We start from the raw sequence: 26,857 nt of genomic DNA, 5'->3' as shown, positions 1-26,857 counted from the left end.
CTCAGAATCTGACTTGAACTTTCGTTCAAACCTTACTTCTGTGCGAGCACTTCATTACTTGTAAGCTAACGAACTCGCGTTCGTCGCATCCAGTATTAAGCGCCCACACTTATCGGCTGTTTGCTTGTTAAAGAACTTCGCGATCAACTTTGTTTATCGCGTCGCTGCGTTGTTCGCAGCAGAGAAACGAGATTATGCAGAGCTTTTTTGTCGCTGTCAACAACTCGTCGAAGAATTTTTATCCGCCAACTCGCTGCTAACCACTTCTCGACCCCCTGCCAATCGCCAACCTCTCAATCGACCGGAAACCCGCTCCAACACTGCTTCTCCGCCACTTCAACACCCCGCCGTCCCTTGCGTTTCGGCGCTGTGTTTTGCAGCGAGGGGCGAATACTAATGCGCGGATGCACGGCTGGCAAGCTTTTTTGTGAGCCACTCGCAAAAATCTTGTTGATCACCTGCCTGCTACGCGATGAGACCCCGCGTTAAGGCGGGGTTGAAAGGCCGCCGAACGCCGCGCCCGGCCTGCCAGCGGCACGGATCGGGGGTGCCATTGGTACCTGATCGCCTCTTACGTATATATAGAGAGGCGCAACTGCCTCAATGTTTGACCGGCGCCTTGCACAGTCCCTGATTGTAGAGGATCGCCTTGCTGGTCGATGCGTAGTTGTCGGCGTCGCACGGCGGCAGGCTCAGTGATGCGTCGGCCTGTGCTTTGACGGCAGTCGTCTCGGACAGCACGGCCAGACACTGGGCCTTGTCACCTCGATGGTATTCGGTCACGGCCAGATCGCTGCGGGCCTTGTCGCGCTCGATCCAGTCCATGAAGGCGTCGCAATCGGAGATCAGCGAACGTAGCGTTGTGCGGGCTGCGTCGTAATCCTTGGCGGCGTATTGCTTATGGGCCTGGCCGATGCGGGCTTGGCGCTGGCGATCTGTGCAGGCGGCGGGTGTGCGGCGGTAGTCGCCGTCGAACATGGCGCGCATGCCGCAGAAATCTCGGCAGGCCTCGGCGGTGGCAGATGAATCGAGCTTGAGCGCATCCCTGCTGCCCGACACGGCAATGCGGCACTTGCCCTCGTCCTTGTCGACGCCGATGCGGCCCCGGAATGTGCCTTCAATGGCGCACGTGTGGCAGTTGCCGCCGATGGTGGTGATGTTGAAGCTGTTGCCCTTGACTGTCATTGCGCCGCTCGCGCTGCCGCCCAGAATGTAGACGTACTCGCCTGGCTCGACGACTGGGCCGGCCGCCATGGCCCACGCGCTGACCGACAAGCCTGCGATCATCAATGCTCGCCGCACCCACATTCCAACCACCATGGTTTTCGCTCCAGATTCACGGAGGCGGAGGCCTCCGGCAAGAGCGCCATTCTGGCGGCCGGGTATGCGAGCACGCAACCGCCCGGACGAACAGCGCGCCGTAGGCGGTCAGATGTGAAGCAGCGCCAGCACGGCCACGACACCACCGACAGCGCCCACGGCGTACGAAAGCACCTGCATCCAGCGCCGCCGGGAAAGCAACGTGATGGCTGCCAGCGCGATCGACACCTGAACGGCCACCACCGCTTGCGCCCACCGGTGGTGGTGATGCACGGCAAGCTCGCTGGCCTCGTCGGCCTCTTTGGCCAGGCGTTCCTGGTCTTCGGCCTGGCGGCGGATGTCTTCCTTCTCGACGGCGTAGCGCTGGGCTTCGCGCTTGGCGGCGGCCTGATCGGTGCCGGGCAGTTGGGCCGTCAGCTCGGCAATCGCCTGCTTCTGCCCTTTGGCCTGGTAATAGGCCCAGCGGTTGGCGGCCTCGGTCTTGTGGATGGCGGCTTCGTTCTTGGCGAGTAGCGCGGCGTTTTGCGTGGCACCACCTTGGTAACCGAAGACGGCGCCGGCCGTCGAGAGAATCGCCGTCATGACGGCGATGCGCCCAGCAAAGCTGTCGGCGTGACCGCTCTCTGCTGCGTGCTCGAGCGCGTGATCATGCGCGCCGTGTACGTGAAATTCTTCGGACATGGTTGCTCCCCTTCCAGTCTTGTATGTCGTAGGCCTGTCTCAGGCACGGGCCTCACAATGCATGGCCCTGCGCGGAAAGGCAACGCCCTGCGATGCGCATCCAACACTGCAGATGCCTGACACCGATGCACACAGGAAAAGCGCGTCAATCGTAGACAATCTTTACGCCAAAAATAGCGCCGTTGAATACCCGAAACGGGTCCGTATAATCGCGCAGCAATGCGAATGAGGGCCAATATTCGATTGGCAATCGCATTGTTAATAAAACAAAACAATACTGCGAGTCAGACCCATGGATGCGTCCCAAAAGCCTTTGGCGCCATTGCCCGAAGAGGAACACCACCCTGCCATCGTCCGCGTGGCCGACGCGACGATCCGCGATGCCAATGCGCTGCTGCATGCCAACGGCGGCCTGAAGTTCGGACGCGGCATGATCGGCACGATCCTGGCGTTGGTGCTGGGTTTTCTGTGCTTGCTGGGTGTGCTGGCGTTTCACTTTCCGCAGTATCTGACGACGCCCGAATTGCGGCGCGCGTATTCGGTGGATGTAATTCGACAGATTCTGTTTGTCTCGCTGTTGATCTCGGGCGGGTTATCGCTGGCGAATATCGTGCTGGATAACCGCCGTCGCCTGAACGGCCTGGCGTTCCTGTTTGTGGTGGTTGCCGTTGCGCTGGGCGGCTCGCGCGTGCCGGTGGGCGATTTTCCGGATCACACGCCGTATATCGGCATGGACTGGTTCATTCTCGACCTGCTCGGCTCGACGGCGATTTTCGTGCTGCTAGAGAAGCTGTTCCCGCTCTACAAGAAGCAGCCGGTGTTCCGCGCCGAATGGCAGACCGATATGGTGCACTTTGCGGTGAACCACTTCATCGTGGGGCTGGTGCTGCTGGTGGTGAACTTCCTGATCCACCGCGTGTTCGGATGGATGGTGCATGCGGACTTCCAGCAGATGGTGCAACACATCTGGTTCATTCCGCAGTTGCTGCTGTGCATGCTGGTGGCCGACCTGATGGAGTACGTCACGCACCGCGCGTATCACGAGGTGCCGTTCCTCTGGCGCTTCCATGCCGTGCATCACAGCGTGAAGACGATGGACTGGCTGGCCGGATCGCGTCAGCACATTCTTGAGCTGATCGTTACGCGGGTGGCAGTACTGGGGCCCCTGTTCGTACTGGGGTTCGACAAGGCCGTGGTCGATGTCTACATCATCATCGTGGGCTTCCAGGCGGTGTTCAATCATGCCAACGTGCACTTGCCGTGGGGGCCGTTGAAGTACATCTTCGTGACGCCGGATTTCCATCACTGGCACCACTCGTCGGAAGACGAAGCGATCGACAAGAACTACGCCGCGCACTTCGCCTTCATCGATTACCTGTTCGGTACCGCGGTGAAATCGAAGAAGGCCTTCCCAGAGAAGTACGGCGTGGTGGGCGACTACATGCCCGACGGCTTCGTCAACCAGCAGCGCTTTCCGTTCCGGCGTCAGCAGAACTGAGTCGAAGGTTTCTCATCATGCCGCTCGCCGCCGCTGCTTTGCGCCTCATCGCCCGCCTCGGTCTCGAACCGCACCCGGAAGGCGGCTTCTATCGCGAAACCTATCGCAGTGAGGAACGCATCCAGCGAGGCATCCCGCCCGTCGAACGTGCGGCTGCCACCGCCATCTATTACCTGTTGGCGGATGATGCATATTCCGCCTGGCATCGGATCCAGTCGGACGAGTTGTGGCACTTCCATGCGGGGGACTCACTCAATGTGCATGTGTTGGAGGCTGACGGTACGGTGCGCACGCATCGTCTGGGCCACACGGCCCATGATGCGATGACGGTGTACCAGGCGGTGGTGCCGGCAGGCCGCTGGTTTGCGGCCGAGCGCGTGCCGGGTGAACATGGATATGCGCTGGTCGGCTGCACCGTTGCGCCGGGGTTCGAGTTCAGCGAGTTCGAACTGGCTGACGGCGGTGCTTTGCTGGCAAAGTATTCGGCACATGGCGATCTCATCCAAAGGTTGTTGCCCAAGCCGTCGGTGCCCTGATCAGCACCACACCACGCTTTCATAGCCGACCGTGCGGCGGTAGACGCTCATACCTCCCCATGTGCTGTACTCCATGTACGCGCATGTCAGGACGACGATCCAGTTCGCTGCTGTGGCTTTGGTGGACATATCTCCTCCCTCTCTGCCTGCCCGATAGCTGTCTTATCGGCACGTTTTCAGTCTATGGGAGGGGGCTCCAAAACCATTGCACGAGCAATGACGCTTCTTGGCCCTTATTTCCGGACCGCGTTTCCGCATGGGCACTGCGCGTCGCAAACGCCGACAGGGCGCCGCTCCAATGCATCTTGGAGCGCACAGCATGGCGGCCCCGTCTGGTCTTCATCGGTACCTCTGATCTACGCTTGTGACACGCGCTGCGGCGTGACGCACGCTCCCCATCCACCTCACACAGACGCCTTCGGAAGAACATCATGGCTACCATCGGATTCATCGGTCTGGGCATCATGGGTGCTCATATGGCCCGCAACCTGCTCAAGGGCGACCACACCCTGATCGTCAGCGGCAAGCATTCCGTGCCGCAAGATTTGCGTTCGCGCGCCACCGTTGTCCCCAACTCGGCGGCGGTGGCGCAAACGGCGGACATCGTCATCGCCATGGTGCCGGACACGCCGGACGTGGCCGATGTGCTGTTTGGCGAAGACGGGGTCGCGCAGGGCCTGGCTGCAGGCAAGCTCTTCATCGACATGAGTTCGATCTCGCCGATTGAAACGCAGGCCTTTGCCAAGCGCATCGAAGCACTTGGGGCGGATTACCTCGATGCGCCTGTTTCAGGCGGTGAAGTCGGTGCACGCGATGCGACGCTCACGATCATGGTCGGCGGCAAGGAAGCGGCATTCGAGCGTGCCAGACCGCTGTTCGCCTTGATGGGCAAGAACATCACGCACGTGGGCGACTCCGGCGCCGGACAGACGTGCAAGGTGGCCAACCAGATCATTGTGGCGCTGACCATCGAGGCAGTGGGCGAGGCGCTCCTGTTTGCATCCAAGGCCGGCGCTGATCCGGCACGTGTGCGCGAGGCGTTGATGGGCGGATTCGCCTCGTCGCGCATTCTCGAAGTGCATGGCGAACGCATGATCAAGCGGACGTTTGATCCGGGCTTCCGCATCGAGCTGCACCAGAAAGATCTGAACCTGGCGCTGGAAGGCGCCCGCAAGCTCGGCATCGCCCTGCCGAACACCGCCGCTGCGCAGCAGCTCTTCAACGTGTGCGCCGCTAACGGGGGCAAGGCGTGGGACCACTCCGCGATGGTGCGCGCGCTGGAACTGATGGCGGACCACTCCATCGCATGAAGCAAAACGGGGTGCGTGCCCAACCAAGCGTCGCCCCCGTTTTACGACCATCGACTGCCTTCGGCCTACAGCTCAAGCTGCTCCAGCACCTTTCCCTTGGTCTCGATACCAAGAAAGTGGATGGTGACCGCCGCCAGTATGGGCACCAAGGCCAGCAGCAAGAACGCATTGCTGACGTTGCCCGAGCCGATGGTCGAGCCGATCAGCATCGGTGAAAAGATGGCGGCAATCTTCAGCCATGCGCCGCCCATGCCGCAGCCGATCGCGCGGATATTGGTCGGGTACAGCTCGGGTGTATAGACATACGCGGTAATGAAGCCGCACGCCATCAACCCCAGCGCCAACGAGCACAACCCCGCCACCACATAGAGCGACTGCCCGTGCAGCAGCCCAGCAAGCGCCAGCGAGACGCCGCACAGCACGAATGACACCACCATCACGGGCTTGCGCCCCACTTTGTCGACGATCATCGCGCAGACCAACGAGCCGACCACACCCAGTACCGAAGCCAGCGCCGCCAGGTTCAGTGCCAGTTGGAGCGGCGCATGATAGATCGTCTTGTAGACCGTCGGCAGCCACGTCGACAGACCGTACTGGATGAAACCGCACGTTGCCCACAGCATGGCCACGACCACTGTGCGCTTGATGTACACGGGACCGAACAGATCGCGCATGCCGCGCTTGGGGTGGCGGTGCGACATCTGCTCAAAGGCCGAGGTATCGCCCAGCGGCGGCAGCGGCTCCTTGGCCTTGGCTTCAAAGCGTGCCTGCGCGGCGTCGGCCTCGGCCAGGCGGCCATGGGTCGCCAGCCAGCGCGGGGACTCCGGCACGGCCTTGGGCAACGTGAAGAACAGCACCAGCGGAATGCCGCCGAGGAAGTACATCACCTCCCAGCCGAAATGCGGCACCAGCCACGCACCCAGCGCGTTGGACACCAGCAGGCCAATCGGGAATACCACCTCATAGAGCAGCACGAAACGCCCGCGGCCATGCGCGCGCGTGACTTCGTTGATGTAGGTGGCCGCCACGGGCAACTCGCCACCCAAGCCGATGCCCTGCACGATACGCAGCGCCGCAAACACGGTAAAGCTGGGCGCCAGGCCGCACAGTAGGCTCATCAAGCCAATGATGCCCGCGCTATAACCGATCATGCGCACGCGGCCGAATCGCTCCGCAAACATGGGAAACACCAGCGCACCGATCAACTGCCCGATGCCGGGCGCGCCGATCACAAAAGCAATCTGCGCCGGCGTCAGGTGCCATTGCGCGATCAGCAGCGGCAGCGTAGCCGCAATGACGATCACGTCAAAGCCATCGAAGAACGTCGCAAGCCCGATCAGCAGACGCGCACGCACGTGCATTCCGTTGCTCTTGAGCCGCTCGATGCGCGCAACGATCTTGCCCAGGCTCATCGCGCCCAGCGGCCCATCGTGGTCAATTCCGTTATCAATCAAAACACCTGGCTTCATGTGAAGCTCCTTCCAGGGGATGTTGCGGCGCCACTGGATCGCTGCCCAGCGGCGCGCATTGGGTCAGGACGTCAGAACGAGTGATGCACCCCGGTGCTGACAACGAGCTGGTTGCGCTGCGCCGACACACCCACGCCGTTGATGGCAGCGGACTGCGCATCACCAGCCGCACGCTGGTAGGTGCCTTGCACGTACACCTGCGTGCGCTTGGAGAACGCATACACGTTACCCAGGCTGAACTGGTTCCAACGTGCGCCCTCGTACTTGCTGAAGGTATAGCCCACGTTGAGCGTGTTGGCCGCGCTGTAGTGCCACGCAGTCCCCAGGTCGACGTTCTGCGTGCGGGCATTGGCGCCGCCCAGCGTGATACGCGTTTGCGTGTAGACGGCGTTGATCTGCACCGGCAGACCGCTGAACTGGTACAGCGCGCCGGTACCGAACGACTTGACCGAACTCATCGGCGTCATCACGCCCGGCACCAGCGTCGTGCCCAGCGTATTGGTGATACCCAGGCGGCCAGCAATGTCCAGCGCGCGGTCATTGGATGCCGTAAAGGCCGCGGCTGCACGGAAACCGCCGTTGGTGTAGTACGCGCCCAGGCTGTAGCTGCGGCTCTTCGAGGGCGAACCCGGCACCTCGCCAAAACCGTACATACCGCCCAGCTGCAGCCCGCCGAAGATGGGCGAGACGTAGCGCACGGCGTTGTCGATCTGGAACTGGTTGGCCAGGTTGTCGAAGTTGCCGGGGTGGAACAGGTAGAAATTGGTGAGCTGGAAACCGTTGCTCAGGCGGCCGAGGTAATCAAACATGAAGTCCGCCTGGTGGCCGAGTTGGATGTTGCCCAGGCGATCGTTGGTGAGGCCCACCCACGCGGTCCGGTTGAACAGCTTGCCGGCCACCACGCTGCTGCCGGTGTCGCCCAGAAAGCCCGACTCCAACTGGAAGATGGCCTGCGTACCACCACCAAGATCTTCCGAGCCGCGCAGGCCGAAACGGTCCGGCTGCATCGTGCCCGGGTCCATGCGCAGGGCCGAGCCGCTGGCGGCGCCGCTCTTGAGGCTGTTGATGTAGGCCACGCCTTCATCAATGCTGCCGTACAGCGTCACGTTGCTCTGGGCTGCCGCCGTGCCTGCCAGGCTCATCGCCGCAATGGCGATCAAGGTTGTCTTCATTTGCTGTTTCCTCCACTGGACAAGGTGTCCGCCCCGCCAGTTGTTATCGCCGTCTTGGTGGACGAGCTGGTTGTGATGCTTGCCTTGTTTCGTATACGAAACATCGTTTAAAAGAAAAACACGGCGCAAAAAAGAGAGCGCGGCTGGTCAGGCCTGCGCCCAAACCATCCTGCGCTTACAGATCAATCACCAGCCGCTTGCCCTTGCAGCCGGATACGCAAACCATCATCGTTTGGTTGGATGCGCGCTCGCTCTTGGAGAGCACGCTGTCACGGTGGTCGGGCTCGCCTTCCAGCACGCGTGTTTCGCACGAACCGCACACGCCTTCCTTGCAGCTGTGTTCCACTTCGACGCCAATCTCGAGCAGCGCGTCAAGAAGCGACTTGCCTGCCGGCACACACAGCTCCGCGCCGTTGCGGGCGAGCTTGACCTGGTACTCCCCCTCCTGCACCGACTCCACACCGGGATCCGCCGCAAAGCGTTCGATATGGACGTTGGCGTAGCCGAGTTCCTCACAAGCGGCCTCGAAAGCCCGCAGCATCGGGCCAGGGCCGCAGCAATAGAAATGCGTATCGGCCGGATGCCCTGCAAGCAGCGCTTTCAGATCGGGCGGGCCGCCTGCTTCAGCATCCAAGTGGAAGCGCACCGCATCGCCATGTGCGGCCAGCTCATCGGCAAAGGCGGCTTCGGCACGCGAGCGTGCGCAGTACAGCATCGAGAACGTCTTGCCTTGCTCGGCCAGACGACGCGCCATGCAGACGATGGGCGTCACGCCAATGCCCCCCGCGACCAGCACCGTGCGCGGCGCGGTTTCGTCCAGCTCGAAGTGATTGCGTGGGCCGCCAATCTTGAGTGTCGAGCCCACGCGCAACTGCTCGTGCACGTAACGCGAGCCACCGCGGCTATGGCGGTCGAGCAGCACGCCGACCACGTAACGGTCACGCACCTCCGGCGCGCCGCACAGCGAATAGCTGCGTACCAGCCCGTTACCGAGATGCAGTTCGATATGCGCGCCAGGGGCGTACTCGGGGAGGGTCTTGCCGTCGACATCGCGCAGCTCCACGCTCACGATGCCTTGGGCTTCGTAGCGCATGGCGTGCACGCGCAGGTTGAGGGGGGGATTCATAGAACTTCTCTCTGCAACGTTTCAGCGCTTTTCCGTCAGGAACTTGCCTTCCGGGCCGACGGCGTTCTTCTGCCGGCGTGTGTTGCCGTCAATGCCGCCGTCGATGGCCCATTCGGCAAACACGGTCGGGCCGGGCTCGAAATCACGCGGTTGCCAGTCCGCATCGAGCTGGTCCTCATCGGCGTAGTACTCGATCAGGCCGCCGGCGGGGTTCTTGAAATACCAGAAGTACGCAGACGAAATCGGGTGCCGACCCGGACCCAGTTGCGTATCCCAGCCACAGCGCGACACATGCATGCCGCCGCCAAACACTTCATGGATGTCGCGCACCGTGAAGGCGACGTGGTTGAGCCCGCTCTTGGCCTGCGGCGTTTGCAGCAGGAACAGGTCGTGGTGACCGCCTTCCGGCTCACAGCGCAGGAACGCCCCACGGCCCGGGTAGTGGTCGGACGGGACAAAGCCGAGCTTGTCGATATAGAAGCGCTCCGTGGCGGCCACATCCTTCACGAAGAACACCACGTGGCCCACTTCAATGGGCGTGGCACGTTCGTAGATCGGGCTGGGCTGATTGCGGCGCGGTTTGTCCGTCCACGTGTTCATCTCAGCGCATTGCACGTCGATATCGCGCTTGACGGTCAGTTGCACGCGCACTGCCAGGCCGTTCGGATCGGTGCAACCGACCCGACCGTCGGCGTGGACGTAACCGGGCTGGTCGGCAAGTTTGTCGGCCAGGCGGTCGAGTACTGCTTGCGAATCGGCACCCCAGATCACTTCGCGCAGCGTCGGGCCGGCTTCCATGGCGGGCGGCAGCGTGGCATCGTCGCTGCGCTTGACGCGCACGCGGCAGCCGTTGAGCGTTTCGAACAGCAGGCCGCAAGCGTCTTCCGATTGCAGGGCAAGCCCCCAATCCTGGAAGAACTGCTTGCAGGCGGCGAGGTCGTCGGCACCGTAGACGATTTCGTCGATGCCTCGAATCGTGTTCATCTTCATCTCCTGTGGTCCGGGCGTTTGCTTCAGCTTCGGCTTCAGCTTCAATTGGCGTTGGCCCAGGCCAGCGGTTGTTCGTTCAGGCCCCAGTAGAGGCTCTTCTGCTCCATGTATTGCAGGATGCCAAGCCGGCCCTTCTCGCGGCCCAGGCCGCTGTCGCGCCAGCCGCCAAACGGCGTCGAAATCGAGAACTGCTTGTACGTGTTGATCCACACGTTGCCGGCCTGCACCGCGCGGCCGATGCGCCACGCGCGCTTGTAATCGCGCGTCCAGATGCCGGCGGCCAGTGCGTAGACGCTGTCGTTGGCTTGTTCGATCAGCTCGTCTTCATCGTCGAACGGCATGGCAACGAGCACGGGGCCGAAGATCTCTTCCTGGCAAATGCGTGCGCTGTTGGTGAGGCCTTCGATGATGGTCGGCGTGTAGAAGTAGCCCGACTCGCAGCCGGAAATTTCCGGGCGCAAGCCGCCCGTGCGCAGGTGGCCGCCCTCTTCCACGCCCATGGCGACGTACGACTCAATGGTCTCGCGGTGGCGATCGGTGATCAGCGGGCCCATTTGCGTGGATTCATCGGCCGGATTGCCGACGCGCAGGCGTGCTGCGGCAGCGGCCAGGCGATCCATGAACGGCTCGTACAGCGAACGCGCCACAAACAAGCGCGAGCCCGCGATGCACGATTCGCCCGACGAGCTGAAGATGCCATACAGGACGCCATTGACCGCGTGGTCAATATCCGCATCTTCAAACACCATCGTCGGCGACTTGCCACCGAGTTCGAGCGACACCGGCATCATCTTGTCAGCCGCGATGTGCGCGATATGACGGCCCGTGTTCGTGCCCCCCGTGAACGACACGCGGCGCACCAGCGGGTGCTTGGTGATCGCATCGCCAATGAGGGAGCCCTTGCCGGGCAGCACGCTGATCATGCCCTTGGGTACACCCGCCTCTTCGCAGATGGCGGCGAGTTCCAGCGCCATCAGCGGCGTGACTTCGGCCGGTTTGACGACGACGGCGTTGCCTGCGGCCAGCGCGGGCGCCATCTTTTGCGCTTCGCTGGCAATGGGCGAATTCCATGGCGTGATGGCGGCCACCACACCCATCGGCTCGTGCACGCTCATCGTCAGGCAATCGCCACGCGCGGGCGTGAGCGATTCTTCCAGCGTCTCGCATGCGGCACCGAAAAACTGGAACGTGGCGGCAGCGCTCGCCACCAGGGCGCGCGTCTCGTTGATCGGCTTGCCGTTATCCAGACGCTGGCGTTGTGCCAGTGCTTCGCTGCGCGAACGGATCAACTCGGCTACCCGGTACAAGACGGCAGCGCGCTCGTGCGGCTTACGCTGCGCCCAGCCGCCGGAGAGGAAGGCCCGATAGGCACCGGCCACAGCCTCTTCCACATCGGCGACGCTGGCAGCGTTGAGTTCAGCCACCACTTCGCCCGTGGCGGGGTAGCGCGTGACATAGCGCTCGCCAGTGCCGAGGCGCCATTCGCCTGCGATGCAGATGGGCAGCAGGGATGTTGCGGTTGCGTTCAGGGTAGAGACAGTCATGGCGCAATGGCCTCGCTTAAATCGAAACGGCGTGCGCGCGGTTGCCCAGCGCACGCACCACGCTGAACACCGTCAGCGCAGAAGTTTTTGGATTGGCCGCGAGCGGCTTGCCGCGCATCGTCAGCTCGAAGCCGCCAAAGGCACCGCGCGCCTCGACGTGATGGATGTTCTCGTCCACCGTCGGGTCGGCCAGCAGCTTGACGTGCGTGTGCTCCAGCCCGAGGCCGGCCAACGACAGCGTGGCCGCCACATTGGCGTTCTTCGGGAACAGGCGTGCAGCTTCGCGTGCGCTGCCTTCGAAGATCACCGTCGGCTCGCGCAGCGCATCAAGGTCAAACTGCTGATCGGCCGGCGTGTCCTTCCAGGCACGCGGCGGCTTGCGGCCGGTGTAGATCACGGCGTCCAACCCGCCAACGCGCGCAGCGGCCAGTGCATCGATGGCACCGATGGCGCCCGACAGCAGTTGCACTTGCGCGTTGCCACGCCGGGCCGCGGCCTCCAGCCGTTCGGCCACCCCGGGTTCGGACAGCGCACCCACCGATACCACCAGGCAATCAATGCCCTGCTCCAACGCCGGCAACACGTGCTCTTCAAGCGCGTCATGACCAGCGCATTCGACCAGCAGATCCGGATGCGCATCGGCCGACAGATGCGTCATGACACGCGCATTCGGCGCGAACGGAGCGATGGCCTCGCGCGCCTTGTCCATCGCGTGCTTGGGCACGATCACGGCGTCAAAGCAGACGTCCGGATCGCTCTTGAGCAGCTCCAGTACGCCCTGCCCGATCGCTCCGCACCCGACCATCGATACATGCAGCATGTCCGGCTCCTTGAATTGGCTCGGTGGCAGGTTCACGCCACCACCGTCGTGCGCTCGGCTGCGCGTTCGCCCTGGCCGTCCTTGGCCTGCTGATTGACCGGCGGGCCCGCAAAGATGGTCTTGAAGCTGCCGATGGAGAGCATGTCGATCTCCATCAGGAACGGGCCCTCGCCGCTGGTCGCTTCATTCAATGCGCTGCCCACGTCGGCCAGGTCCGACACGCGGCGATGGCGCAACTGCAGCGACTGCGCAAGTGCCGCGTAGTCCGGCGTGTGCAGGTCCACATAGTGGCGGCGGCCGCCGTATTGCGCGTCCTGAATGTTCTTGATGACGCCGTAACCCTTGTCGTTCATGAGCACGATGACGAGGTCGGCGCGCTCCTGCACGGCCGTGGCCAGTTCACCCAGGTTCAGGATGAAGCCGCCATCGCCGGCCAGGCAGAACGTGGTCTTGCCCGATCCGGTTGCAGCCGAACCGATGGCCGCACCGATGCCCATCGCCAAACCTTGGCCAATGCCGCCACCCAGGGCATGCACGCCCGCACGCGAATCAAAGATACGGAGCTGACGATTGCCCCACGTGCTGTTCGACACCGTCACATCGCGCACCCAGTTGAATTCGCGCCCAACTGCGGCTTGCAACGCCTCCACCAGCTTCGCGTACGGGCCAAGGCCATCGATCAGCCCGCCCACTGCCGTGTCGTGTGCGGCACGCAAGTCGGCAGCGAAGGCTGCGTCGATCTGCATCTTCTTTTCCAGCCGATCAGCCAGGCCGTCCAGCGCGAGGGCCGAATCGCCGCACACGAAGTAGTCGCTGGCGTAGCAACGGCCTTCCGCCGACGCATCCGCATCGATGCGGTACAGCGGGCGCGGCAGCTTCAGTTCGTACTTGAGCGTTTCGTTGCCGCGCAAGCGTGAGCCCACCACGACCATGGCATCGCACGTCTGGTAGAACGCTTCGACCGGCTTATGCAGGTTAAACGCGCCCAGCGAGCGCGGATCGTCTTCCGGCACGATGCCGCGGCCCTGCGTACTGGTGACCACGCCAAAGCCGAGGTCCAACAAGCGCTTGACCTGCTTGGCGGCGTGACGGGCGCCACCGCCCAGCCACAGCATCGGACGGCGTGCGCGCGACAGGCGCTCGGCCAGCTCATCCAGCGCATGGGCCGACGGCACATGCTGCGGTACCTGCAGCGGGCGCAGATCATCCGGCATCGGGATCAGCGCGGCTTGAATGTCGATGGGGATCTCCACGCTTACCGGGCCGGCCGGGGCCGTCAGCGCGGTCTGCACGGCCAGCTTCATCGTGCTGATGGCGGTGTCTGCACTGCGCACGCGGAAGGCAGCCTTGGAGACGGCCTTGAGCATCGTGAGCTGGTCCGGCGCTTCGTGGATGTACGCGAGGCTCTGGTCCAGGTACGGCGTTTCGATCTGGCCCGTGATGTGCAGCAACGGCGTGCCGGCGGTCAGTGCTTCCACCATGGCGCCCGCCGCATTGCCGGCAGCGGTGCCGGTGCTGGTCAGGCAGACGCCCAGGCCGCCCGTGGTACGGGCGTAGGCGTCGGCCATGTTGGTGCCGCCGGCCTCACCGCGCGCCATGATGAAGCGGATCTTGCCGCGCTCGCCCATCGCATCCAGGATGGGCATGTTGTGGATCGAGATGACGCCAAAGGCCGCCTTGACCTCGCAGGCCTCCAGGAAGGCGGCAATCGCGTGACCCACCGTGACCAGTTGTTGTTCCTGTTGTTGTCTATTAAGCATGACGGGAGTGTCCTCCGGAGATATCGATGTGGCTGCCCGTGGTGTACGAAGACAACGGCGAGGCAAGGAACAGAATGGCGCGGGCTGCCTCTTCTGGCAGGCCCAGGCGTCCAAGGGGAATATGTTTTTGCGAGGCAAGGCGGCGCGTCCACGCGGCCCAGTCCAGATGGCGATCTTCTTCGGGGCGAGCCTCGAAGCGGCGGCGCCATTGGCCGGACTCCACCAGCCCGATCAGGATGCCGTTGACGCGCACGCCCTTTTGTGCAAATTCGGTCGCCATTGATCGCACAAGGTTGAGCACACCGGCACGCGCGGCCGACGTGGCCACCATGTGTGGCTCGGGCTGCTGCGCCAGGAGCGAATTCACGCAGACGATCGCGCCGTGCTCCGAGCGCTCCAGTTGCGGCATGAAAGCGCGCGTCGGATGAATCACGGAGAAGAACTTGAGATGCAGTTCCTGCGTCCACGCGGCATCGTCGGTATCGGCAAACGTCGAGACGCGGCCCTGGCCAGCGTTGTTGACCAGCATGTCGACGGGGCCGAGCGTTTGCTCCACCGCATCGGCAAACGCAGCCGTCTGCGCGGTGTCGAGCACGTCGCACGTTGCAGCAAGCAGCCCGGCATTCGGGAAGCGGCTGCGCAGCCCTTGCTCGGCTTGTGCGAGACGTTCGGCATTGCGGCCGCACAGCGCCACGGCGGCACCGGCTTCCAGCAGCAGTTCAACGGTGGCAAGGCCAATGCCGGAGGAGCCTCCGGTCACGACAGCGGTCTTGCCACTCAGGTCGATCATCGGCATGGTCATTCCCGGAACAGGTTGACGACCTTGCCGCTGGCGGGGCGGTAGTCCAGCAAGTAAGACAGTTCACCGGCAGCGGCGCGCACCTTGTCGATCATCAGATCGAGTTGTGCCGCGTCAATGCGCGGCGACGGGATGGTCGTGCCGAGCGCAGCCACCACCTTGCCGGCGCGGTCCAGGACCGGCGCAGCAATCGTCGAGATGTTGGCTTCGAAGAACCCTTCCTGCAGCACGTAGCCGTGCTCGCGGTCACGCTGGACCATCTCGAACAGCTCCTCCACCGTGCGCGGCGTGTTGGCGGAAAACACCTCCAGTTGCGGCTCCGGATAAAGCTGGCGGAGTTCAGCCAGCGACAGGTCTGCCAGCAGCACACGACCCAGCACCGTGGCATGTGCCGGCAGGCGCGTACCGACATTCACCGAGCTGGTGAACGGCGTGGGCGCCACCGATTTCGCCACGTAGACGATCGAGCGGCCGTCGCGCACGACGAGGTTGCACGGGTAGTGAATGTCGTCACGCAGGCGATCGAGCAGCGGGCGGCCCAGCTCGGTCAACTCCAGCGAGGCGAGATACTCAAAGCCCAGGCGCAGCACCGCCATGCCGAGGCGGAAATCGCGGCCACCGTCCACGCGTTCGATGAAGCCCATCACTTCCAGTGTGGTCAGCAGGCGGAACACCGTGGAGCGCGGCACCTTCAGGCGGCGCGCAAGTTCCGGCGCAGACAGCACGCGGTCTTTGTGGCTGAACTCGCACAGCAGGCGCAGGCCGCGTTCGAGCCCCGGCACGATGTATTTTTCCTGCACGTCTTCTGGGATGAGGTCGTTGCTCATACGTCTTGGCGCTTAGGTGTTTTGAGATTGGGAGAGAACAGCGTGTTCGATCCAGCCTGCAACAGCGTCAGGTGCATCGATATAAGAGGCGTGCCCCGCAGACGGCACAAGCGCAAACGGCAGACCCAACGTCTTGGCTAGCGCTTCGCAGCCTTGCGGCGGCGTGATGCCATCCACATCGCCGCAAGCGATTTGCGCCGGCGTCGACGCGGGGCGTTTGCGCAGGTAGGCGCTGATGTCGTCGCCGCTGAGCATCGCCACGGCCTGGCGATAGCCGCCCTCGTTGAGGCGCTTCATGTTCCAGCGCACCCAGGCACGTTCTTCGTCGGTGGCATTCGGGCGCAGCAGGTGTGCGTGACGCGACTCCGCCATGCCATCGATGCCGAGCTGGTCGAGTGTTGCTAGCCGCTGGGCGTGCACGCTGCGGGCCTTGTCTTCCTGCCCCGGTTGGCCGTAGCCCTGTGCCGGGTTCAGAAGCAGCAGGCACTTCGGCTGCATCGCCACGGGCGCTTCGGCCACATACGCCGATGCCATCAGCGCGCCCAGCGAATGCCCCACCATCGCCGCAGGTGTCACATGCAACGCTGCGAGCCATGCCCGCAACCGCACCGCATAGTCGGCGGCGCGCGGCGCAACGTGTTCAAGCGGGGTGGAATTGCCGTAGCCCGGCGCATCCCAAGCCAGCACGCGCATGCTTTGCGAAAGAACATGCGCACAAGGCAGCCATGATGCAGCGCTAGAGCTGATGCCGTGCAACAGCACCACCACCGGTCCGCGCTCGCCCCATTGCCGATAGCCGATGCGATCGCCTCGCACGTTGATCGCGATGGTGCGCTCGGCAAACCCGGCGCCGAGCACGGCGAGCGCGTCGGCAACACGGAACGGATGGGAAGACATGACAGCCTGCACGCTCATGGCATCAACGCTTGATCTTGGCGAGCGGATGCTCGGGCGGGTACGTCGGGGTGATCGGCTTCTTGGCACCGAGCATCACGCACATCAGGGCGTCTTCATCGCCGATGTTGATTTCTTCGCGGTACACGCCGGGCGGCACCGAGACGAGATCGCGATCGGTGAGGATGGTCTCGTAGCGTTCGCCGTCCTTCTCCAGAACAAGCTTGAGCTTGCCGCGAATGACGAAGAACACCTCTTCCACATCGGTGTGCAGGTGCGACGGCCCCTCATGACCGGCCGGAATGACCATGGTCGAAAACGTGAAGTGCTCCGCCGGCACCGTGTTGGTGTCAGCCGCCACGCCCGTGCCGCCCGTGCCGAGGTAGCGCATTTGCGCACGACGGTATTTCGGGTCGTAGTCGGCCTGAAACTTGAGGGCGTCCCAGTCGTACCGACGGGTGGAGAAACGTGCCACGCGGCTGTTCATCCAGTCTTCAAACGACGCCCCTTCCGGGCGGTCCCACGTGCGTTGCACTTGCTGTTGTTCGGAGAGATCGCTCATCGAATACCTCTTCTGAATAATGTGTGGATGCGTTACTGCATGACAAAGCCGCCGTTGACGGCCAGCGTCTGGCCCGTCACGAATCGGGAAAGATCGGACAGCGCGAACAGCACGGCGCCGCACACGTCGTCCGGCAACTGATCGCGTGAAATGGCGCGCTGGTCGCGGTACAGCGCATGCCGATGCCCGGGCACGTATTCGGTGGCCTCCACCAGCGTCAGGCCGGGTGCGATAGCGTTGACCGTGATGCCGTCTGCGCCGCATTCGCGCGCCAACGACTTGGTCATACCAATGACAGCGCTCTTGCTGGCCACGTACGCCAGCAGGTTCGGCGCGCCCCACAGCGGTGTGTCCGACGACAGGTTGACGATGGCGCCGCGGCCCGACGCCTTGAGCGCCGGCAGGCAAGCCGTCGTCATCAGCCACGTCCCGCGCACGTTGACGTTCATCACGCGGTCCCAGGTGTCAACATCGATGGACGATGCATCGCGCCCACCCGAATTGGTGATGGCTGCGTTGTTGACGAGCCCGTCGAGGCCGCCCAGTGCCTGCGCAGCCGCAGCAGCGCACGCCTGAATCGAAGCGGGATCGGCCAGATCGAGCGTGAAACCGTGTGCTTCGAAGCCGGCCGCACGCAGTGCCGCGGCCTCTTGCTGCACGCGTTCGCCAAGAATGTCGGCCAGCGCAACCGCGCCGCCGGCTTCGACAATCGACTTGGCAAACGCCAGACCCAGTCCGCGCGCAGCGCCGGTCACGAGGACCTTGCGGCCAGCGAGCAACCCGGTGGTTGAATTGCGCTCAGGCATGTTGGGCTTCCGTGGGAACGGGCTTGAGCATGGCGACCGGCGCATCGGCAAGTTCAGCCGCGGCGCGGCGTGCCAGCACGCGGCGGATACGCGTGATGCCGATGTCGTGCTGATACAGCGTTTCGTGATCGCGCGCCTCGGGTGCCATCGACTCCAGCACCACGCGGTCCTGCTCCAGCACATCCCAGTGCAGACCTTCCAGGCGGTTGCGATACAGGAAGCGCCACACGTCGCGCTGCCAGCCCTGCACGTGGCGCGTGCGCCAGAAGTAGACGATGCAATGCGCTTCATCGACCGGCGTCACGATGCCGATGATGGTGAACGGGCCGCCGGGGCCGACCTTCGGCTGATACGGAATCGACAGGCGTAGCCACATCGTGCCGGTCTCGCCAAACTCGGTCCAATCGAAGTTCACCCCGCGCTGGCCGGTCTTCTGGAACATGATGCCGTGGTCGGTTTCAACCACTTCCATCACGGCCTTCTTCTCGCCGCTGGCCATCGAGTGCGACACGGCGTGCAGGTACGCACCGTGCATCGGGTCCATGACGTTGTCGATGGCATAGCGGTAGTTGACGTTCCAATGCGCGAAGCAGAGGAAGTGGCTGTGCTCGTCGCTGGTCAGTTCTTCGGGCAGGCGCAGCGTGCCGACAGCGTCATCGAACTCTGACGGGGCCTTGTCGCCAAACCACAGGAAAATGGCGCCGGCGCGCTCCTGCACCGGGTAGCTGCGCACGCAGGTCTTGCCTTCCATGGGGCAAGCGTCAACGGCCGGCACGCTCGTCACCGTACCCTGTCCGTTCACTTCAACACCGTGGTACCAGCAAGCCACGTGGTCGCCCAGGTTCCAGCCCATCGACAGGCGTGCGCCGCGGTGCGGGCAGCGGTCTTCCAGCGCATGCACCTGGCCGGCGGTATCGCGCCACAGCACGATGTTCTGGCTTAAACGGGTGATGCCCACCGGCGCGTTCTTCACATTCCACGACGCCGCCACCGGATACCAGTAGTTGCGCAGACCGGTGTTGATGCGCGCTTCCTTCTGCGCTTCCTTGTTGCCTTCCATTGCTTGCCTCTTCTGATGGGGTTGAGCCGGGCGCCTCTGCGAGCGGCGCGGCGTCGAATCGTGTTGGAACGGTCGTGTTGAACCGGGCCTCGGCTCAGGCGCCCAGGCGGCGCATCTCGGCCAGGAACGTGTCTTCCGTCCAGGTCTCGCCGCCGGCGGCATTGCGCGGGCCGCGCTCGTTCAGCACGGCCACGATGTCGGCCGGCGTTTGCGCGCCGCCCAGAAATGCCGCCTCCAGCGAATCGGCCAATTGGTTCTCATAGGCTGTCGGCTCGGTTGCGCGCGTTTGCCACACCAGATTGGCGACGTGGCCGGGCCGCTCGACACGGCCCTTGCCCGCCACGTTGTTCGGAGAAATGGGCTCCCACGGAGCGAGATCGGGGTTGTATTGCGATTGCATTTCTGTCGACTCCATCACGTTTCGCTTGTTTTACCTATGAAACGTCTGTTAATATCTGGAACACAGGTGCAACTATAGACCGCGTCTTCGAAATCGCAGATGCGGGATTACCCTATGGTTTGCAGAAAAATGAGTCGGCAGTGGGCGGCCCATGCGCCGGATCGCGCATTGGACGCAGGTCTTGGCGCCGCGCTTGCGTTGCGTTCCAAGCGCCGGCCCCGGGCAGCCTGTGTCCGCGCCAGCACGCGTTACTTCACGTCTTACTGGATGCCGTTAGCCGCTCAGAACAATTTGCGGTAGACCACGAAACCAGACTTGTCCGCCAGCGTGTCATACAACCGCATGGCGGTCGTGTTGGTTTCGTGCGTCTGCCAATAGACGCGTGGCAGCCCATCCGCCTGCGCGCGCCGGTAGACCGCCTCAATCAAGGCCCGGCCCACGCCCTGCCCGCGCGCAGCCTCAACCGTGAACAGATCCTGCAAATAGCAACTCATGCCGATCTGCGTGGTGCTGCGGTGGTAGAGAAAGTGCACGATGCCGAGCAGCTCGCCGCCACGCTCGGCCACCAGCGCGTGGACAGGCTCCGCTTCGTCGAAGAAGCGCTGCCACGTCGTCTGCGTGACGACGTCGGGCAAGGCGGTTTCACCCGCGCGGCCGTAAAAGGCGTTGTAGCCATCCCAGAGGGGTTTCCAGGCGGCAAAGTCGTCTCGGTGGATGGGGCGGATCTGGAGGTCGGCAGGTGCGGGCATGGTGGGCTGATTGAGTGGCAACGCTCCGGCATTCTGCCAGCCACCCGCCCCCTGCATGCTGCCGGCTTTCCTGCCGATGGCTTAGCGAACGCCGAGCACCGAAAGCGCCTCCAGCAGCAGCACGCCGGCACGTCGATCCTAGGGATACTCCGTAGACGACCCAGCGCCCGAAGAAAGTTTGCTGAAAGCATCGACCCTCTACAGTGCGCTCCATGGCCCGGTCACGACCCGGTATCGGGCAGTGCGATCTCCACGCACATCAGCGTCACTACGATAAGGGTCGGGTGTTGTACCAGCCATATCGCCGGACCATACGGGATGTCAGTCCGGCGTCCGTTTCATCGGTCTTTCCTGCTGTCAACCTTGCGGCCCACCGTCCTCCCGGTGGGCTGTTTTCTTTTCAGGGTTGCACGGCATTGGGCACCACCAGGCGCTGCGTCAGCCGCTGTACCGCCGGCGCCGCGATCAGCACGACGGTGAAGGCAGCCGGCCAGGCCAGCACGAAGGCATGCGCCCAGCGGGCGAGAAAGTCAGGGCTGATACCGGCGTTGATCCAGCCGATCCAGCCCGTCATCAACAGCGACATCAGGCCGGACATCAGCCAGGCAAAGATGATGCGAAGACGTGTGGGAGTGGAAACAGGCATCGACATGGCGGTTCTCCTTGCAAGCCATCAAATGTGATTGACGGTATGCTAGACAACCGCGTTTCAAGAAACTATAGACGTTTATTGAAACTTAAATTCCAAAAATGGAATCATGCTCGACGACTTGGCGCTCTTTGTCTCCATCGTGGACCACGGCAGCCTGCAGGCTGCGGCCCGTCACGCCAACCTGCCGCCCGCCACGCTGACCCGGCGCCTGCAGAAGCTCGAGGCCTCGCTTGGTTGCCAGCTTCTGCTGCGCAGCGCCCGCAGCCTGAAGCCGACACCAGAGGGCCAGCTTTACTACGAGCAATGCCGCCCGCTGCTGACCGCGCTTGCGCAAACCGCCGCCACGCTCGACGACGATCTGAACCAGGTGAAGGGCACCCTGCGCGTGCTAGCGCCACTGAACCTCTCGCGCGGGCTGCTGGCGCCCGCGTATGCGAGCTTTATGGCGACGTGGCCGGAGATCCGCCTGGAGCTGTCGCTGAGCAACCGCAATGAAGACGTGTGGCGGCATGGCGCCGATCTTGCCATCCGCGTCGGCCAGCAGGACGACCCAAAGCTGCGGCAGCGCCGGCTGGGTGCCATCGGGATGGTCCTGGTGGCGTCACCTGCGTACGTGGCGGAGCACGGCGCGCCACAACATCCGCACGAACTGCAAGCGCATGGGTTGTTGGTGTCGTCGCCGCTCTCGACATGGCGCTTCACTTCCCCCGATGGCGCAGAAACCATCGAACTGCAACCTCGTGGACGCTGCGACCTGAACGACATCGAACTGGGCGTGACGCTGGCCGAAGCCGGCCTTGGCCTGCTGTACTGTCCGCACACGCTCTGCCATCAGGCCCTGGAGGCGGGCCGGCTGGTGCGCCTGCTGCCGGAATGGCGTACGCCGCAGCGGCCCATCTACGCGGTGTGGCCGCAGCAGCAGTTGCCACGCAAGGTGCGTACGTTGCTGGAGCATCTGGCGGCCTTCACCGCCGCCACGCCGTTGCTGCAGGCTGACTCCGTCCCGAGTGCGCCACACACTGCTTGAAACGGGTGAAAACACGCGTTGTCGCATCGCCCCATCACCCCGTAGCCTGCAGAGATTCACCGCGCCCTTTTCCTGGAGGCCCGCCCATGCATAGCAGCCACGTGGTGCGCTCCGGCGACATTCGCCTGCATGCCCGCATGACACAGCCCGCCGACCATTCGGCGCAGCAGCGCCCTGCCATCGTTCTCGTGCATGGCTATCCGGACGACAGTTCCGTCTGGCACGGCGTGCGCGATACCCTGGCGCGCGACCGCCGCGTGGTCACCTTCGACGTGCGCGGCGCCGGCCTGTCAGACGCGCCTGCAGACACCATCGGTTACCGCATCCCCGAATTTGTCGACGACCTTGCCGCCGTAGTCGATGCGCTGCTGCCCGGCGAGCGTTTCCATCTGGTCGGGCACGACTGGGGCTCCATCCATAGCTGGGAATCGGTCACGACCGATCGGCTGCGTGGGCGCATCGCGTCGTACACGTCGATCTCGGGCCCGTGCCTGGACCACGTCGGCCACTGGATGCGCACGCAACTCGATGCCGGCACATGGACCGCCAAGCGCGCCGTGTGGAAGCAGCGGCTGCAATCGTGGTACGTGGGGTATTTCCACCTGCCGCTGGTGCCGGAATGGTCGTGGCGGCTGTGGGTGGCGCGCGCGTGGCCGTGGTGGCTGCACCAGACAGAAGGCATTCGCGTCGAAGCCCAGCGGCCGACGCTTGTGCGCGATGCCTGCAACGGCGTGCGGATGTATCGCGCAAATTTTCGCGACCGCCTCGCCCGCCCCCAGGCACGTGCACCGCATGCACCCGTGCAACTGATCGTGCCGACGCGCGACCGCTATGTCAGCCCCGCCGTTACGCGCGCCGTGGAAGCTTGGGTGTCGCACTACTGGCGCCACGAGGTCGACGCCGGCCACTGGTTGCCCCTGCATCGCCCCGACTGGGTGGCGGACTGCATCCGCCGCTTTGCCGACTACGTCGAATCAGGTCACGAGCCCGCCGAACTGCGGCAAGCCCGCGTGGCTGGCACGCTCGCCCTGGTCTGAAGCCATTAGAGCATTGCGCCCAACGCAAACGTTGACGTGCGTGTAACACGCTGTAATCATCGTCCGCCACCACGCTGACGGCGCGCCATGACCTGGCGCCCGGACGGCTCGAGCCGCCGCTTCGCGCAAACCGCGTCGCAGGCCATCGACAAAAGAAACAGGGACAAGACAATGAAAAGCAAGGTCGTGGTGTACGGCCCGCTGTACGGGAAGTGGTACGCAATCCTGGTCAACGACGGCGTGGCCGCCGAATCCAACCAGTTCGGCTCGTACGAAGCCGCCATGGGCTTCGCTTCACGCCGTTATCCGGAGCTTGAGCAGGAACGGCAGCCCTACGCGCGAGGCCGCGAAGAAAGCGAGAACGGCGACCGCCGGGAAGCCGCGCCGATCTGAACACGTGGGGCGGCATTGACGCCGCCCTTGCTGAGCACAGCGTTAGTGGCCCGCCCCGCAAAAGCGGCCGGCAATCCACTCGAACACGCTGCCTTCGCGCAGCGAGCGGCTTTGTGCCTCGTCGCCGTAGTGAATCTGGTAGAGCGGCTTGCCCGTTGCATTGCGCGCGCGGTAGAGCGTTTGCGCAATCACCGTGTAGCTATGTCGGGCGCAATCGAGCACCACCTGTTTGACCGACGAGCGAATCGGCTGGCCGTCTGCCGTTTTGATCGTGAAGTCGGGCAGCACGTTGCGCAGCAGCCGGAAGTGCACGGTGTGCGTGTCGGCGTCCGCCTGGGCGCCTGGCTGCGGCTTGACCGATTGCCGGTCGATATACGACACGATGCCGTTGATGCCCTCGAACCGGCGCCAGCGGGAATCGGTGCTGGCTGATTCGAGCGCGGGTGCCGCATTGCTCGAAACGGCTTGCGCGGACACCGTCGGCACAGCGGCCGACGCCGACACGGATTGTGCGGATACGGGCATCGCTGCCCACTGCGCGGCAACCAGAGCGGCCGCCGCGATGGCGCTTTGCCAGCGCCAGCCTCCTGTTTTCATGGATGTCTCGCCTTGCTGCAAAAACTGAGCGGGCGATTCTACCGCGCTGGCGCAACCGCTTACGTCACATCTGGTCGATGGGCTCGGCAACATCCACGCCGGCAAAGCGCAGATACAGCGTGCGCAATGCCTGCGTGAGCGGCCCGGGCTGGCCGTTGCCAATCTGCACGCCGTCGATGGACGCCACCGGCATCACGAACGTCGACGCGCTCGTGTAGAACGCTTCGGCAGCTTGCTGGGCTTCAGCCACGGTGAAGGTGCGTTCCTCCAGCGTCAGGCCATGTTCGCGCGCCAGCGCCAGGATCGACACGCGTGTGATGCCGGGCAGCACGGCGTTCGACAGCGGGCGCGTGATCAGGCGCTTATCGGCGGTGATGATGAACGCGGTAGACGACGCGCCTTCGGTCACGCGGTCGCCATCGGTCATCCAGGCTTCGTGCGCGCCGGCGCGGGCGGCAATCTGCTTGGCCATCACCTGCGGCAACAGGCCCACGCTCTTGATGTCGCAACGCTTCCAGCGCAGGTCGGGCACCGTCACTACGGTCGCGCCCTTCTTCGCCAGCGGGCTGTTGACGATGGACTTGACCTGCGTGAACGCCACGGCCGTCGGCGTGATGTCTGCCGGGATGCCGAAATCGCGCTCGGCCACGCCCCGCGTGACCTGCATGTACACCACGCCCTCTTCCAGCCTATTGCGCGCCACCAGCTCTTCGCACACACGCGTCCATTCGGCGGCTGTGTACGGGTTGTCGATGCCGATCTCGGACAGCGAGCGCGTCAGGCGGGCGAGGTGCGCATCGTTGTCGACGAGCTTGCCGCGCGCCACGGCGGTCACTTCGTAGATGCCATCGGCAAAGGTGAAGCCACGGTCCATGACGGAGACGGTGGCTTCGGCGGTCGGCACGTATTGGCCGTTCAGGAAGATGATTCGGGACATGCTGGGAGAAAGGAATTCAAGTGCGGGCGGGACTGCCCTGCCAACGAATTTACAGGATACGTGCACCATGCCGCGAATACCGATGTGTGCCCACGTTATGCGAAAACAGCATGATGCGCGGAACACGTCCGGTAAACTCTGCCGCTTCTCGGCCCACCGCGCGCCCATGTCCGAACTCACCATCCGCCAGATCGTTGCAGACGACTTGCCCGGCATCCTGGCCGTACAGCAGGCCTGTTACGGCGACGGGTTTCTGGAACCGGGCGATGCGCTCGCCAGCCGCTGGGCACGCAGCCCGGCCATGTGCCTGGTCGCGCTGCGTGGGGCCGATGTGGTCGGGTACCTGCTGTCGCATGCGTGGCACGCATGGACGCCGCCCAAATTGCACGTGCCGCTGCCTACCACCGATGCGGCCGATGTGCTCTGGTTCCTGCACGACATGGCCATCGCGCCGGCCGGCCGTGGCCAGCGTTTGGGCGAGCGGCTCTACGCCATTGCATCCGCCAGCGCCCAGGCACAGGGCCTGCGCCAATCCCGGCTGGTGGCGGTGCAAGGCGCGGATGTCTTCTGGCGTCGCCTGGGTTATCAGTCCGCCGACATGGATAGCGCCGCGTTGGCAGGGCTGCGGGCCCTCTACGGCGAGGATGCAGAATTGATGGAGCGCCCGCTGCCGTGAGCAGTCATCGCTTCACTCCGTTACAATTTGCAACATCCGTATATCTTCTGTAAGACTGCGCGCGCCCGGTTCAACTACAGTGCGGGGTCTTGAGGAATTCCCACATGCATAAGAACTTCGCGCTGTTCGTGCTGGGCGCTGCTGCGGCGCTGTCGTCGCAGGCGGTCCTGGCCCGCGTCAATGTCGATATTGGAATCGGCGTGCCTGTCGCACCGGTCTATGTCGAGCCCGCGCCGGTCTATGCCCCTGCACCGGTGTACGCCCCGCCCCCGCCGCCGGCCTACTATGCACCGCCGCCGGTCTATGTCGCGCCGCAGCCCGTCATCGTTGCACCTGGCTACTATGACGATGGGCGCGGCCGCGAATGGCAGGAACGCCAATGGCGCGAACAACGCTGGCGTGAGCGCGAATGGCGCAAGCACCATCGTCATGACGACGACGATTGATCCTGTACCCGGCAGCGCTCAGGCTGCCTTCTTCGCCAGGCCCAGGTAGGTCTCGATCACGCGCGGGTTGACGGCCAGTTCCGACGCAGGACCTTCGAGCGTCATGTCGCCCGTCTCCAGCACGTAACCGTAGTCGGCCACCTGCAGAGCGGCGCGTGCGTTCTGTTCGATCAGCAGCGTTGCCACGCCGGTTTTGCGCAGGTCGCTGATGATGTGGAAGATCTCTTTAACGATCAGCGGCGCAAGGCCGAGGCTCGGCTCATCCAGCATCAGCAACTGCGGCTTGGCCATCAACGCGCGGCCCACAGCGAGCATCTGGCGCTCGCCGCCGGAGAGCGTACCGGCCTCCTGCGCACGACGCTCTTTCAGGCGCGGGAACAGGTCGTACACCACATCCATCTGATCGAGGTAGTTGCGTTCACCTGCACGCTTGCGTCGGTACGCGCCGAGCACGAGGTTGTCTTCCACGCTCATGGTGGCAAAGAGTTCGCGCTTTTCCGGCACGAGGCACATGCCGCGTGCCACACGCTTTTCTACCGGCAACCCGGTGAGGTTGTGACCGAGATACGAAACCACGCCGTTGGCCGAGCCGGTGGTCGGCAGCGCCCCCATGATGGCGCCCAGCATTGTGGACTTGCCCGCGCCGTTCGGGCCAATGACGGTCACGATCTGGCCCGCCCCGACCTTCAGGTTGGCGCCATGCAGCGCTTCCACCTTGCCATAGCGGACGTGCAAATCCTTCACTTCGAGGATGACTGACATGCGCGTT

Annotated in this window: 30 protein-coding genes; 8 read left to right on the top strand and 22 right to left on the bottom strand. The window is 63.8% G+C overall.

Annotated elements, in window-relative coordinates:
* Positions 1–600 precede the first annotated feature (600 nt).
* The gene (locus R2N16_RS12105; RefSeq protein WP_428984119.1) at positions 601–1,320 is read right to left on the bottom strand and encodes a hypothetical protein; all 720 of its coding nucleotides are present in this window, start codon (positions 1,318–1,320) and stop codon (positions 601–603) included.
* Positions 1,321–1,428: 108 nt separating this feature from the next.
* On the bottom strand, positions 1,429–2,001 hold the full coding sequence (locus R2N16_RS12100) for a DUF4337 domain-containing protein (protein ID WP_316665919.1): 573 nt from the start codon (positions 1,999–2,001) through the stop codon (positions 1,429–1,431).
* A gap of 292 nt (positions 2,002–2,293) precedes the next feature.
* Here R2N16_RS12100 and R2N16_RS12095 point away from each other — a divergent pair, with 292 nt between their 5' ends.
* Together R2N16_RS12095 and R2N16_RS12090 are read left to right on the top strand one after the other, a co-directional pair.
* Positions 2,294–3,499 carry a sterol desaturase family protein gene (locus R2N16_RS12095; RefSeq protein WP_316665918.1) on the top strand — a complete coding sequence of 402 codons (1,206 nt, stop codon included), beginning with the start codon at positions 2,294–2,296 and terminating at the stop codon, positions 3,497–3,499.
* 17 nt (positions 3,500–3,516) lie between these two features.
* Positions 3,517–4,035 carry a cupin domain-containing protein gene (locus R2N16_RS12090; RefSeq protein WP_316665917.1) on the top strand — a complete coding sequence of 173 codons (519 nt, stop codon included), beginning with the start codon at positions 3,517–3,519 and terminating at the stop codon, positions 4,033–4,035.
* On the opposite strand, the gene R2N16_RS12085 is transcribed toward R2N16_RS12090, so the two are convergent.
* Positions 4,036–4,164, bottom strand: a complete 129-nt coding sequence (locus R2N16_RS12085; RefSeq protein WP_316665916.1) for a hypothetical protein — start codon at positions 4,162–4,164, stop codon at positions 4,036–4,038.
* 302 nt (positions 4,165–4,466) lie between these two features.
* On the opposite strand from R2N16_RS12085, the gene R2N16_RS12080 reads away from it, so the two are divergent.
* Entirely contained in the window at positions 4,467–5,345 is an 879-nt protein-coding gene (locus R2N16_RS12080) for a 2-hydroxy-3-oxopropionate reductase (protein ID WP_316665915.1), read from the top strand.
* Positions 5,346–5,410: 65 nt separating this feature from the next.
* On the opposite strand, the gene R2N16_RS12075 is transcribed toward R2N16_RS12080, so the two are convergent.
* The 16 genes from R2N16_RS12075 to R2N16_RS12000 form a co-directional block, all read right to left on the bottom strand.
* Entirely contained in the window at positions 5,411–6,814 is a 1,404-nt protein-coding gene (locus tag R2N16_RS12075; RefSeq protein WP_316665914.1) for an MFS transporter, read from the bottom strand.
* A gap of 71 nt (positions 6,815–6,885) precedes the next feature.
* The gene (locus R2N16_RS12070; RefSeq protein WP_316665913.1) at positions 6,886–7,986 is read right to left on the bottom strand and encodes a porin; all 1,101 of its coding nucleotides are present in this window, start codon (positions 7,984–7,986) and stop codon (positions 6,886–6,888) included.
* 175 nt (positions 7,987–8,161) lie between these two features.
* Complete coding sequence (locus R2N16_RS12065) at positions 8,162–9,112, bottom strand: PDR/VanB family oxidoreductase (protein WP_316665912.1); 951 nt, start codon at positions 9,110–9,112, stop codon at positions 8,162–8,164.
* Positions 9,113–9,133: 21 nt separating this feature from the next.
* On the bottom strand, positions 9,134–10,096 hold the full coding sequence (locus R2N16_RS12060; protein ID WP_316665911.1) for a VOC family protein: 963 nt from the start codon (positions 10,094–10,096) through the stop codon (positions 9,134–9,136).
* A 47-nt stretch (positions 10,097–10,143) separates the two neighbouring features.
* Complete coding sequence (locus tag R2N16_RS12055) at positions 10,144–11,646, bottom strand: aldehyde dehydrogenase (protein ID WP_316665910.1); 1,503 nt, start codon at positions 11,644–11,646, stop codon at positions 10,144–10,146.
* A 16-nt stretch (positions 11,647–11,662) separates the two neighbouring features.
* The gene (locus R2N16_RS12050) at positions 11,663–12,466 is read right to left on the bottom strand and encodes an aspartate dehydrogenase (RefSeq protein ID WP_316665909.1); all 804 of its coding nucleotides are present in this window, start codon (positions 12,464–12,466) and stop codon (positions 11,663–11,665) included.
* Positions 12,467–12,498: 32 nt separating this feature from the next.
* Complete coding sequence (locus tag R2N16_RS12045; RefSeq protein ID WP_316665908.1) at positions 12,499–14,226, bottom strand: thiamine pyrophosphate-binding protein; 1,728 nt, start codon at positions 14,224–14,226, stop codon at positions 12,499–12,501.
* Positions 14,219–15,022: an SDR family oxidoreductase gene (locus R2N16_RS12040; protein ID WP_316665907.1), complete on the bottom strand. Its 804-nt coding sequence runs from the start codon at positions 15,020–15,022 to the stop codon at positions 14,219–14,221. Before R2N16_RS12040 ends, R2N16_RS12045 begins: the two co-directional genes overlap by 8 nt.
* Positions 15,023–15,024: 2 nt before the next feature.
* Positions 15,025–15,852 (bottom strand): IclR family transcriptional regulator, encoded by an 828-nt coding sequence (locus R2N16_RS12035; protein WP_316665906.1) that lies wholly within the window; start codon positions 15,850–15,852, stop codon positions 15,025–15,027.
* A gap of 12 nt (positions 15,853–15,864) precedes the next feature.
* A complete protein-coding gene (locus R2N16_RS12030) occupies positions 15,865–16,767 on the bottom strand; it encodes an alpha/beta fold hydrolase (RefSeq protein ID WP_316665905.1) in 903 nt (300 codons plus the stop codon).
* 4 nt (positions 16,768–16,771) lie between these two features.
* Positions 16,772–17,308, bottom strand: coding sequence for a cupin domain-containing protein (locus R2N16_RS12025; protein ID WP_253542638.1), 537 nt, complete (start codon positions 17,306–17,308; stop codon positions 16,772–16,774).
* Between the two features lie 32 nt (positions 17,309–17,340).
* Complete coding sequence (locus R2N16_RS12020; protein ID WP_316665904.1) at positions 17,341–18,114, bottom strand: SDR family oxidoreductase; 774 nt, start codon at positions 18,112–18,114, stop codon at positions 17,341–17,343.
* Positions 18,107–19,174 (bottom strand): Rieske 2Fe-2S domain-containing protein, encoded by a 1,068-nt coding sequence (locus tag R2N16_RS12015; protein WP_316665903.1) that lies wholly within the window; start codon positions 19,172–19,174, stop codon positions 18,107–18,109. Before R2N16_RS12015 ends, R2N16_RS12020 begins: the two co-directional genes overlap by 8 nt.
* Positions 19,175–19,268: 94 nt before the next feature.
* The gene (locus R2N16_RS12010; RefSeq protein WP_316665902.1) at positions 19,269–19,574 is read right to left on the bottom strand and encodes a recombinase-like helix-turn-helix domain-containing protein; all 306 of its coding nucleotides are present in this window, start codon (positions 19,572–19,574) and stop codon (positions 19,269–19,271) included.
* A 281-nt stretch (positions 19,575–19,855) separates the two neighbouring features.
* Positions 19,856–20,323 carry a GNAT family N-acetyltransferase gene (locus tag R2N16_RS12005; RefSeq protein ID WP_316665901.1) on the bottom strand — a complete coding sequence of 156 codons (468 nt, stop codon included), beginning with the start codon at positions 20,321–20,323 and terminating at the stop codon, positions 19,856–19,858.
* 400 nt (positions 20,324–20,723) lie between these two features.
* On the bottom strand, positions 20,724–20,975 hold the full coding sequence (locus R2N16_RS12000) for a DUF2798 domain-containing protein (RefSeq protein ID WP_316665900.1): 252 nt from the start codon (positions 20,973–20,975) through the stop codon (positions 20,724–20,726).
* A 106-nt stretch (positions 20,976–21,081) separates the two neighbouring features.
* On the opposite strand from R2N16_RS12000, the gene R2N16_RS11995 reads away from it, so the two are divergent.
* From R2N16_RS11995 to R2N16_RS11985, 3 genes are all read left to right on the top strand, one after another.
* Positions 21,082–22,002, top strand: a complete 921-nt coding sequence (locus R2N16_RS11995) for a LysR family transcriptional regulator (RefSeq protein WP_316665899.1) — start codon at positions 21,082–21,084, stop codon at positions 22,000–22,002.
* An 86-nt stretch (positions 22,003–22,088) separates the two neighbouring features.
* Positions 22,089–23,039, top strand: a complete 951-nt coding sequence (locus R2N16_RS11990) for an alpha/beta fold hydrolase (protein WP_316665898.1) — start codon at positions 22,089–22,091, stop codon at positions 23,037–23,039.
* A gap of 87 nt (positions 23,040–23,126) precedes the next feature.
* A complete protein-coding gene (locus R2N16_RS11985; RefSeq protein WP_316665897.1) occupies positions 23,127–23,432 on the top strand; it encodes a hypothetical protein in 306 nt (101 codons plus the stop codon).
* Between the two features lie 42 nt (positions 23,433–23,474).
* Here R2N16_RS11985 and R2N16_RS11980 read toward each other — a convergent pair whose 3' ends face one another.
* Together R2N16_RS11980 and R2N16_RS11975 are read right to left on the bottom strand one after the other, a co-directional pair.
* Entirely contained in the window at positions 23,475–24,029 is a 555-nt protein-coding gene (locus R2N16_RS11980) for a surface-adhesin E family protein (RefSeq protein ID WP_316665896.1), read from the bottom strand.
* 64 nt (positions 24,030–24,093) lie between these two features.
* Positions 24,094–24,966 carry a D-amino-acid transaminase gene (locus tag R2N16_RS11975; RefSeq protein WP_316665894.1) on the bottom strand — a complete coding sequence of 291 codons (873 nt, stop codon included), beginning with the start codon at positions 24,964–24,966 and terminating at the stop codon, positions 24,094–24,096.
* 166 nt (positions 24,967–25,132) lie between these two features.
* Between R2N16_RS11975 and R2N16_RS11970 the strand changes: the two genes are divergently transcribed.
* Both R2N16_RS11970 and R2N16_RS11965 read left to right on the top strand, forming a co-directional pair.
* Positions 25,133–25,642 carry a GNAT family N-acetyltransferase gene (locus R2N16_RS11970; protein ID WP_316665893.1) on the top strand — a complete coding sequence of 170 codons (510 nt, stop codon included), beginning with the start codon at positions 25,133–25,135 and terminating at the stop codon, positions 25,640–25,642.
* Between the two features lie 104 nt (positions 25,643–25,746).
* The gene (locus R2N16_RS11965) at positions 25,747–26,088 is read left to right on the top strand and encodes a hypothetical protein (protein ID WP_316665892.1); all 342 of its coding nucleotides are present in this window, start codon (positions 25,747–25,749) and stop codon (positions 26,086–26,088) included.
* Positions 26,089–26,106: 18 nt separating this feature from the next.
* Here R2N16_RS11965 and R2N16_RS11960 read toward each other — a convergent pair whose 3' ends face one another.
* On the bottom strand, positions 26,107–26,850 hold the full coding sequence (locus tag R2N16_RS11960) for an ABC transporter ATP-binding protein (protein WP_316665891.1): 744 nt from the start codon (positions 26,848–26,850) through the stop codon (positions 26,107–26,109).
* Positions 26,851–26,857: the final 7 nt, after the last annotated feature.

The sequence above is a fragment of the Ralstonia psammae genome (assembly GCF_958405935.1).
Taxonomy (GTDB): Bacteria; Pseudomonadota; Gammaproteobacteria; order Burkholderiales; family Burkholderiaceae; genus Ralstonia; species Ralstonia psammae.
The sequence above is the reverse complement of the archived record's forward strand: the minus strand, read 5'-3'. Positions and strand labels throughout refer to the sequence as shown.

Excerpts from the sequence above, each read along its gene's own strand:
- R2N16_RS12105 (WP_428984119.1), bottom strand. The coding sequence starts at position 1,320 with ATGGTGGTTGGAATGTGGGTGCGGCGAGCATTGATGATCGCAGGCTTG.
- R2N16_RS12100 (WP_316665919.1), bottom strand. The coding sequence starts at position 2,001 with ATGTCCGAAGAATTTCACGTACACGGCGCGCATGATCACGCGCTCGAG.
- R2N16_RS12095 (WP_316665918.1), top strand. The coding sequence starts at position 2,294 with ATGGATGCGTCCCAAAAGCCTTTGGCGCCATTGCCCGAAGAGGAACAC.
- R2N16_RS12090 (WP_316665917.1), top strand. The coding sequence starts at position 3,517 with ATGCCGCTCGCCGCCGCTGCTTTGCGCCTCATCGCCCGCCTCGGTCTC.
- R2N16_RS12085 (WP_316665916.1), bottom strand. The coding sequence starts at position 4,164 with ATGTCCACCAAAGCCACAGCAGCGAACTGGATCGTCGTCCTGACATGC.
- R2N16_RS12080 (WP_316665915.1), top strand. The coding sequence starts at position 4,467 with ATGGCTACCATCGGATTCATCGGTCTGGGCATCATGGGTGCTCATATG.
- R2N16_RS12075 (WP_316665914.1), bottom strand. The coding sequence starts at position 6,814 with ATGAAGCCAGGTGTTTTGATTGATAACGGAATTGACCACGATGGGCCG.
- R2N16_RS12070 (WP_316665913.1), bottom strand. The coding sequence starts at position 7,986 with ATGAAGACAACCTTGATCGCCATTGCGGCGATGAGCCTGGCAGGCACG.
- R2N16_RS12065 (WP_316665912.1), bottom strand. The coding sequence starts at position 9,112 with ATGAATCCCCCCCTCAACCTGCGCGTGCACGCCATGCGCTACGAAGCC.
- R2N16_RS12060 (WP_316665911.1), bottom strand. The coding sequence starts at position 10,096 with ATGAACACGATTCGAGGCATCGACGAAATCGTCTACGGTGCCGACGAC.
- R2N16_RS12055 (WP_316665910.1), bottom strand. The coding sequence starts at position 11,646 with ATGACTGTCTCTACCCTGAACGCAACCGCAACATCCCTGCTGCCCATC.
- R2N16_RS12050 (WP_316665909.1), bottom strand. The coding sequence starts at position 12,466 with ATGCTGCATGTATCGATGGTCGGGTGCGGAGCGATCGGGCAGGGCGTA.
- R2N16_RS12045 (WP_316665908.1), bottom strand. The coding sequence starts at position 14,226 with ATGCTTAATAGACAACAACAGGAACAACAACTGGTCACGGTGGGTCAC.
- R2N16_RS12040 (WP_316665907.1), bottom strand. The coding sequence starts at position 15,022 with ATGCCGATGATCGACCTGAGTGGCAAGACCGCTGTCGTGACCGGAGGC.
- R2N16_RS12035 (WP_316665906.1), bottom strand. The coding sequence starts at position 15,852 with ATGAGCAACGACCTCATCCCAGAAGACGTGCAGGAAAAATACATCGTG.
- R2N16_RS12030 (WP_316665905.1), bottom strand. The coding sequence starts at position 16,767 with ATGAGCGTGCAGGCTGTCATGTCTTCCCATCCGTTCCGTGTTGCCGAC.
- R2N16_RS12025 (WP_253542638.1), bottom strand. The coding sequence starts at position 17,308 with ATGAGCGATCTCTCCGAACAACAGCAAGTGCAACGCACGTGGGACCGC.
- R2N16_RS12020 (WP_316665904.1), bottom strand. The coding sequence starts at position 18,114 with ATGCCTGAGCGCAATTCAACCACCGGGTTGCTCGCTGGCCGCAAGGTC.
- R2N16_RS12015 (WP_316665903.1), bottom strand. The coding sequence starts at position 19,174 with ATGGAAGGCAACAAGGAAGCGCAGAAGGAAGCGCGCATCAACACCGGT.
- R2N16_RS12010 (WP_316665902.1), bottom strand. The coding sequence starts at position 19,574 with ATGCAATCGCAATACAACCCCGATCTCGCTCCGTGGGAGCCCATTTCT.
- R2N16_RS12005 (WP_316665901.1), bottom strand. The coding sequence starts at position 20,323 with ATGCCCGCACCTGCCGACCTCCAGATCCGCCCCATCCACCGAGACGAC.
- R2N16_RS12000 (WP_316665900.1), bottom strand. The coding sequence starts at position 20,975 with ATGTCGATGCCTGTTTCCACTCCCACACGTCTTCGCATCATCTTTGCC.
- R2N16_RS11995 (WP_316665899.1), top strand. The coding sequence starts at position 21,082 with ATGCTCGACGACTTGGCGCTCTTTGTCTCCATCGTGGACCACGGCAGC.
- R2N16_RS11990 (WP_316665898.1), top strand. The coding sequence starts at position 22,089 with ATGCATAGCAGCCACGTGGTGCGCTCCGGCGACATTCGCCTGCATGCC.
- R2N16_RS11985 (WP_316665897.1), top strand. The coding sequence starts at position 23,127 with ATGACCTGGCGCCCGGACGGCTCGAGCCGCCGCTTCGCGCAAACCGCG.
- R2N16_RS11980 (WP_316665896.1), bottom strand. The coding sequence starts at position 24,029 with ATGAAAACAGGAGGCTGGCGCTGGCAAAGCGCCATCGCGGCGGCCGCT.
- R2N16_RS11975 (WP_316665894.1), bottom strand. The coding sequence starts at position 24,966 with ATGTCCCGAATCATCTTCCTGAACGGCCAATACGTGCCGACCGCCGAA.
- R2N16_RS11970 (WP_316665893.1), top strand. The coding sequence starts at position 25,133 with ATGTCCGAACTCACCATCCGCCAGATCGTTGCAGACGACTTGCCCGGC.
- R2N16_RS11965 (WP_316665892.1), top strand. The coding sequence starts at position 25,747 with ATGCATAAGAACTTCGCGCTGTTCGTGCTGGGCGCTGCTGCGGCGCTG.
- R2N16_RS11960 (WP_316665891.1), bottom strand. The coding sequence starts at position 26,850 with ATGTCAGTCATCCTCGAAGTGAAGGATTTGCACGTCCGCTATGGCAAG.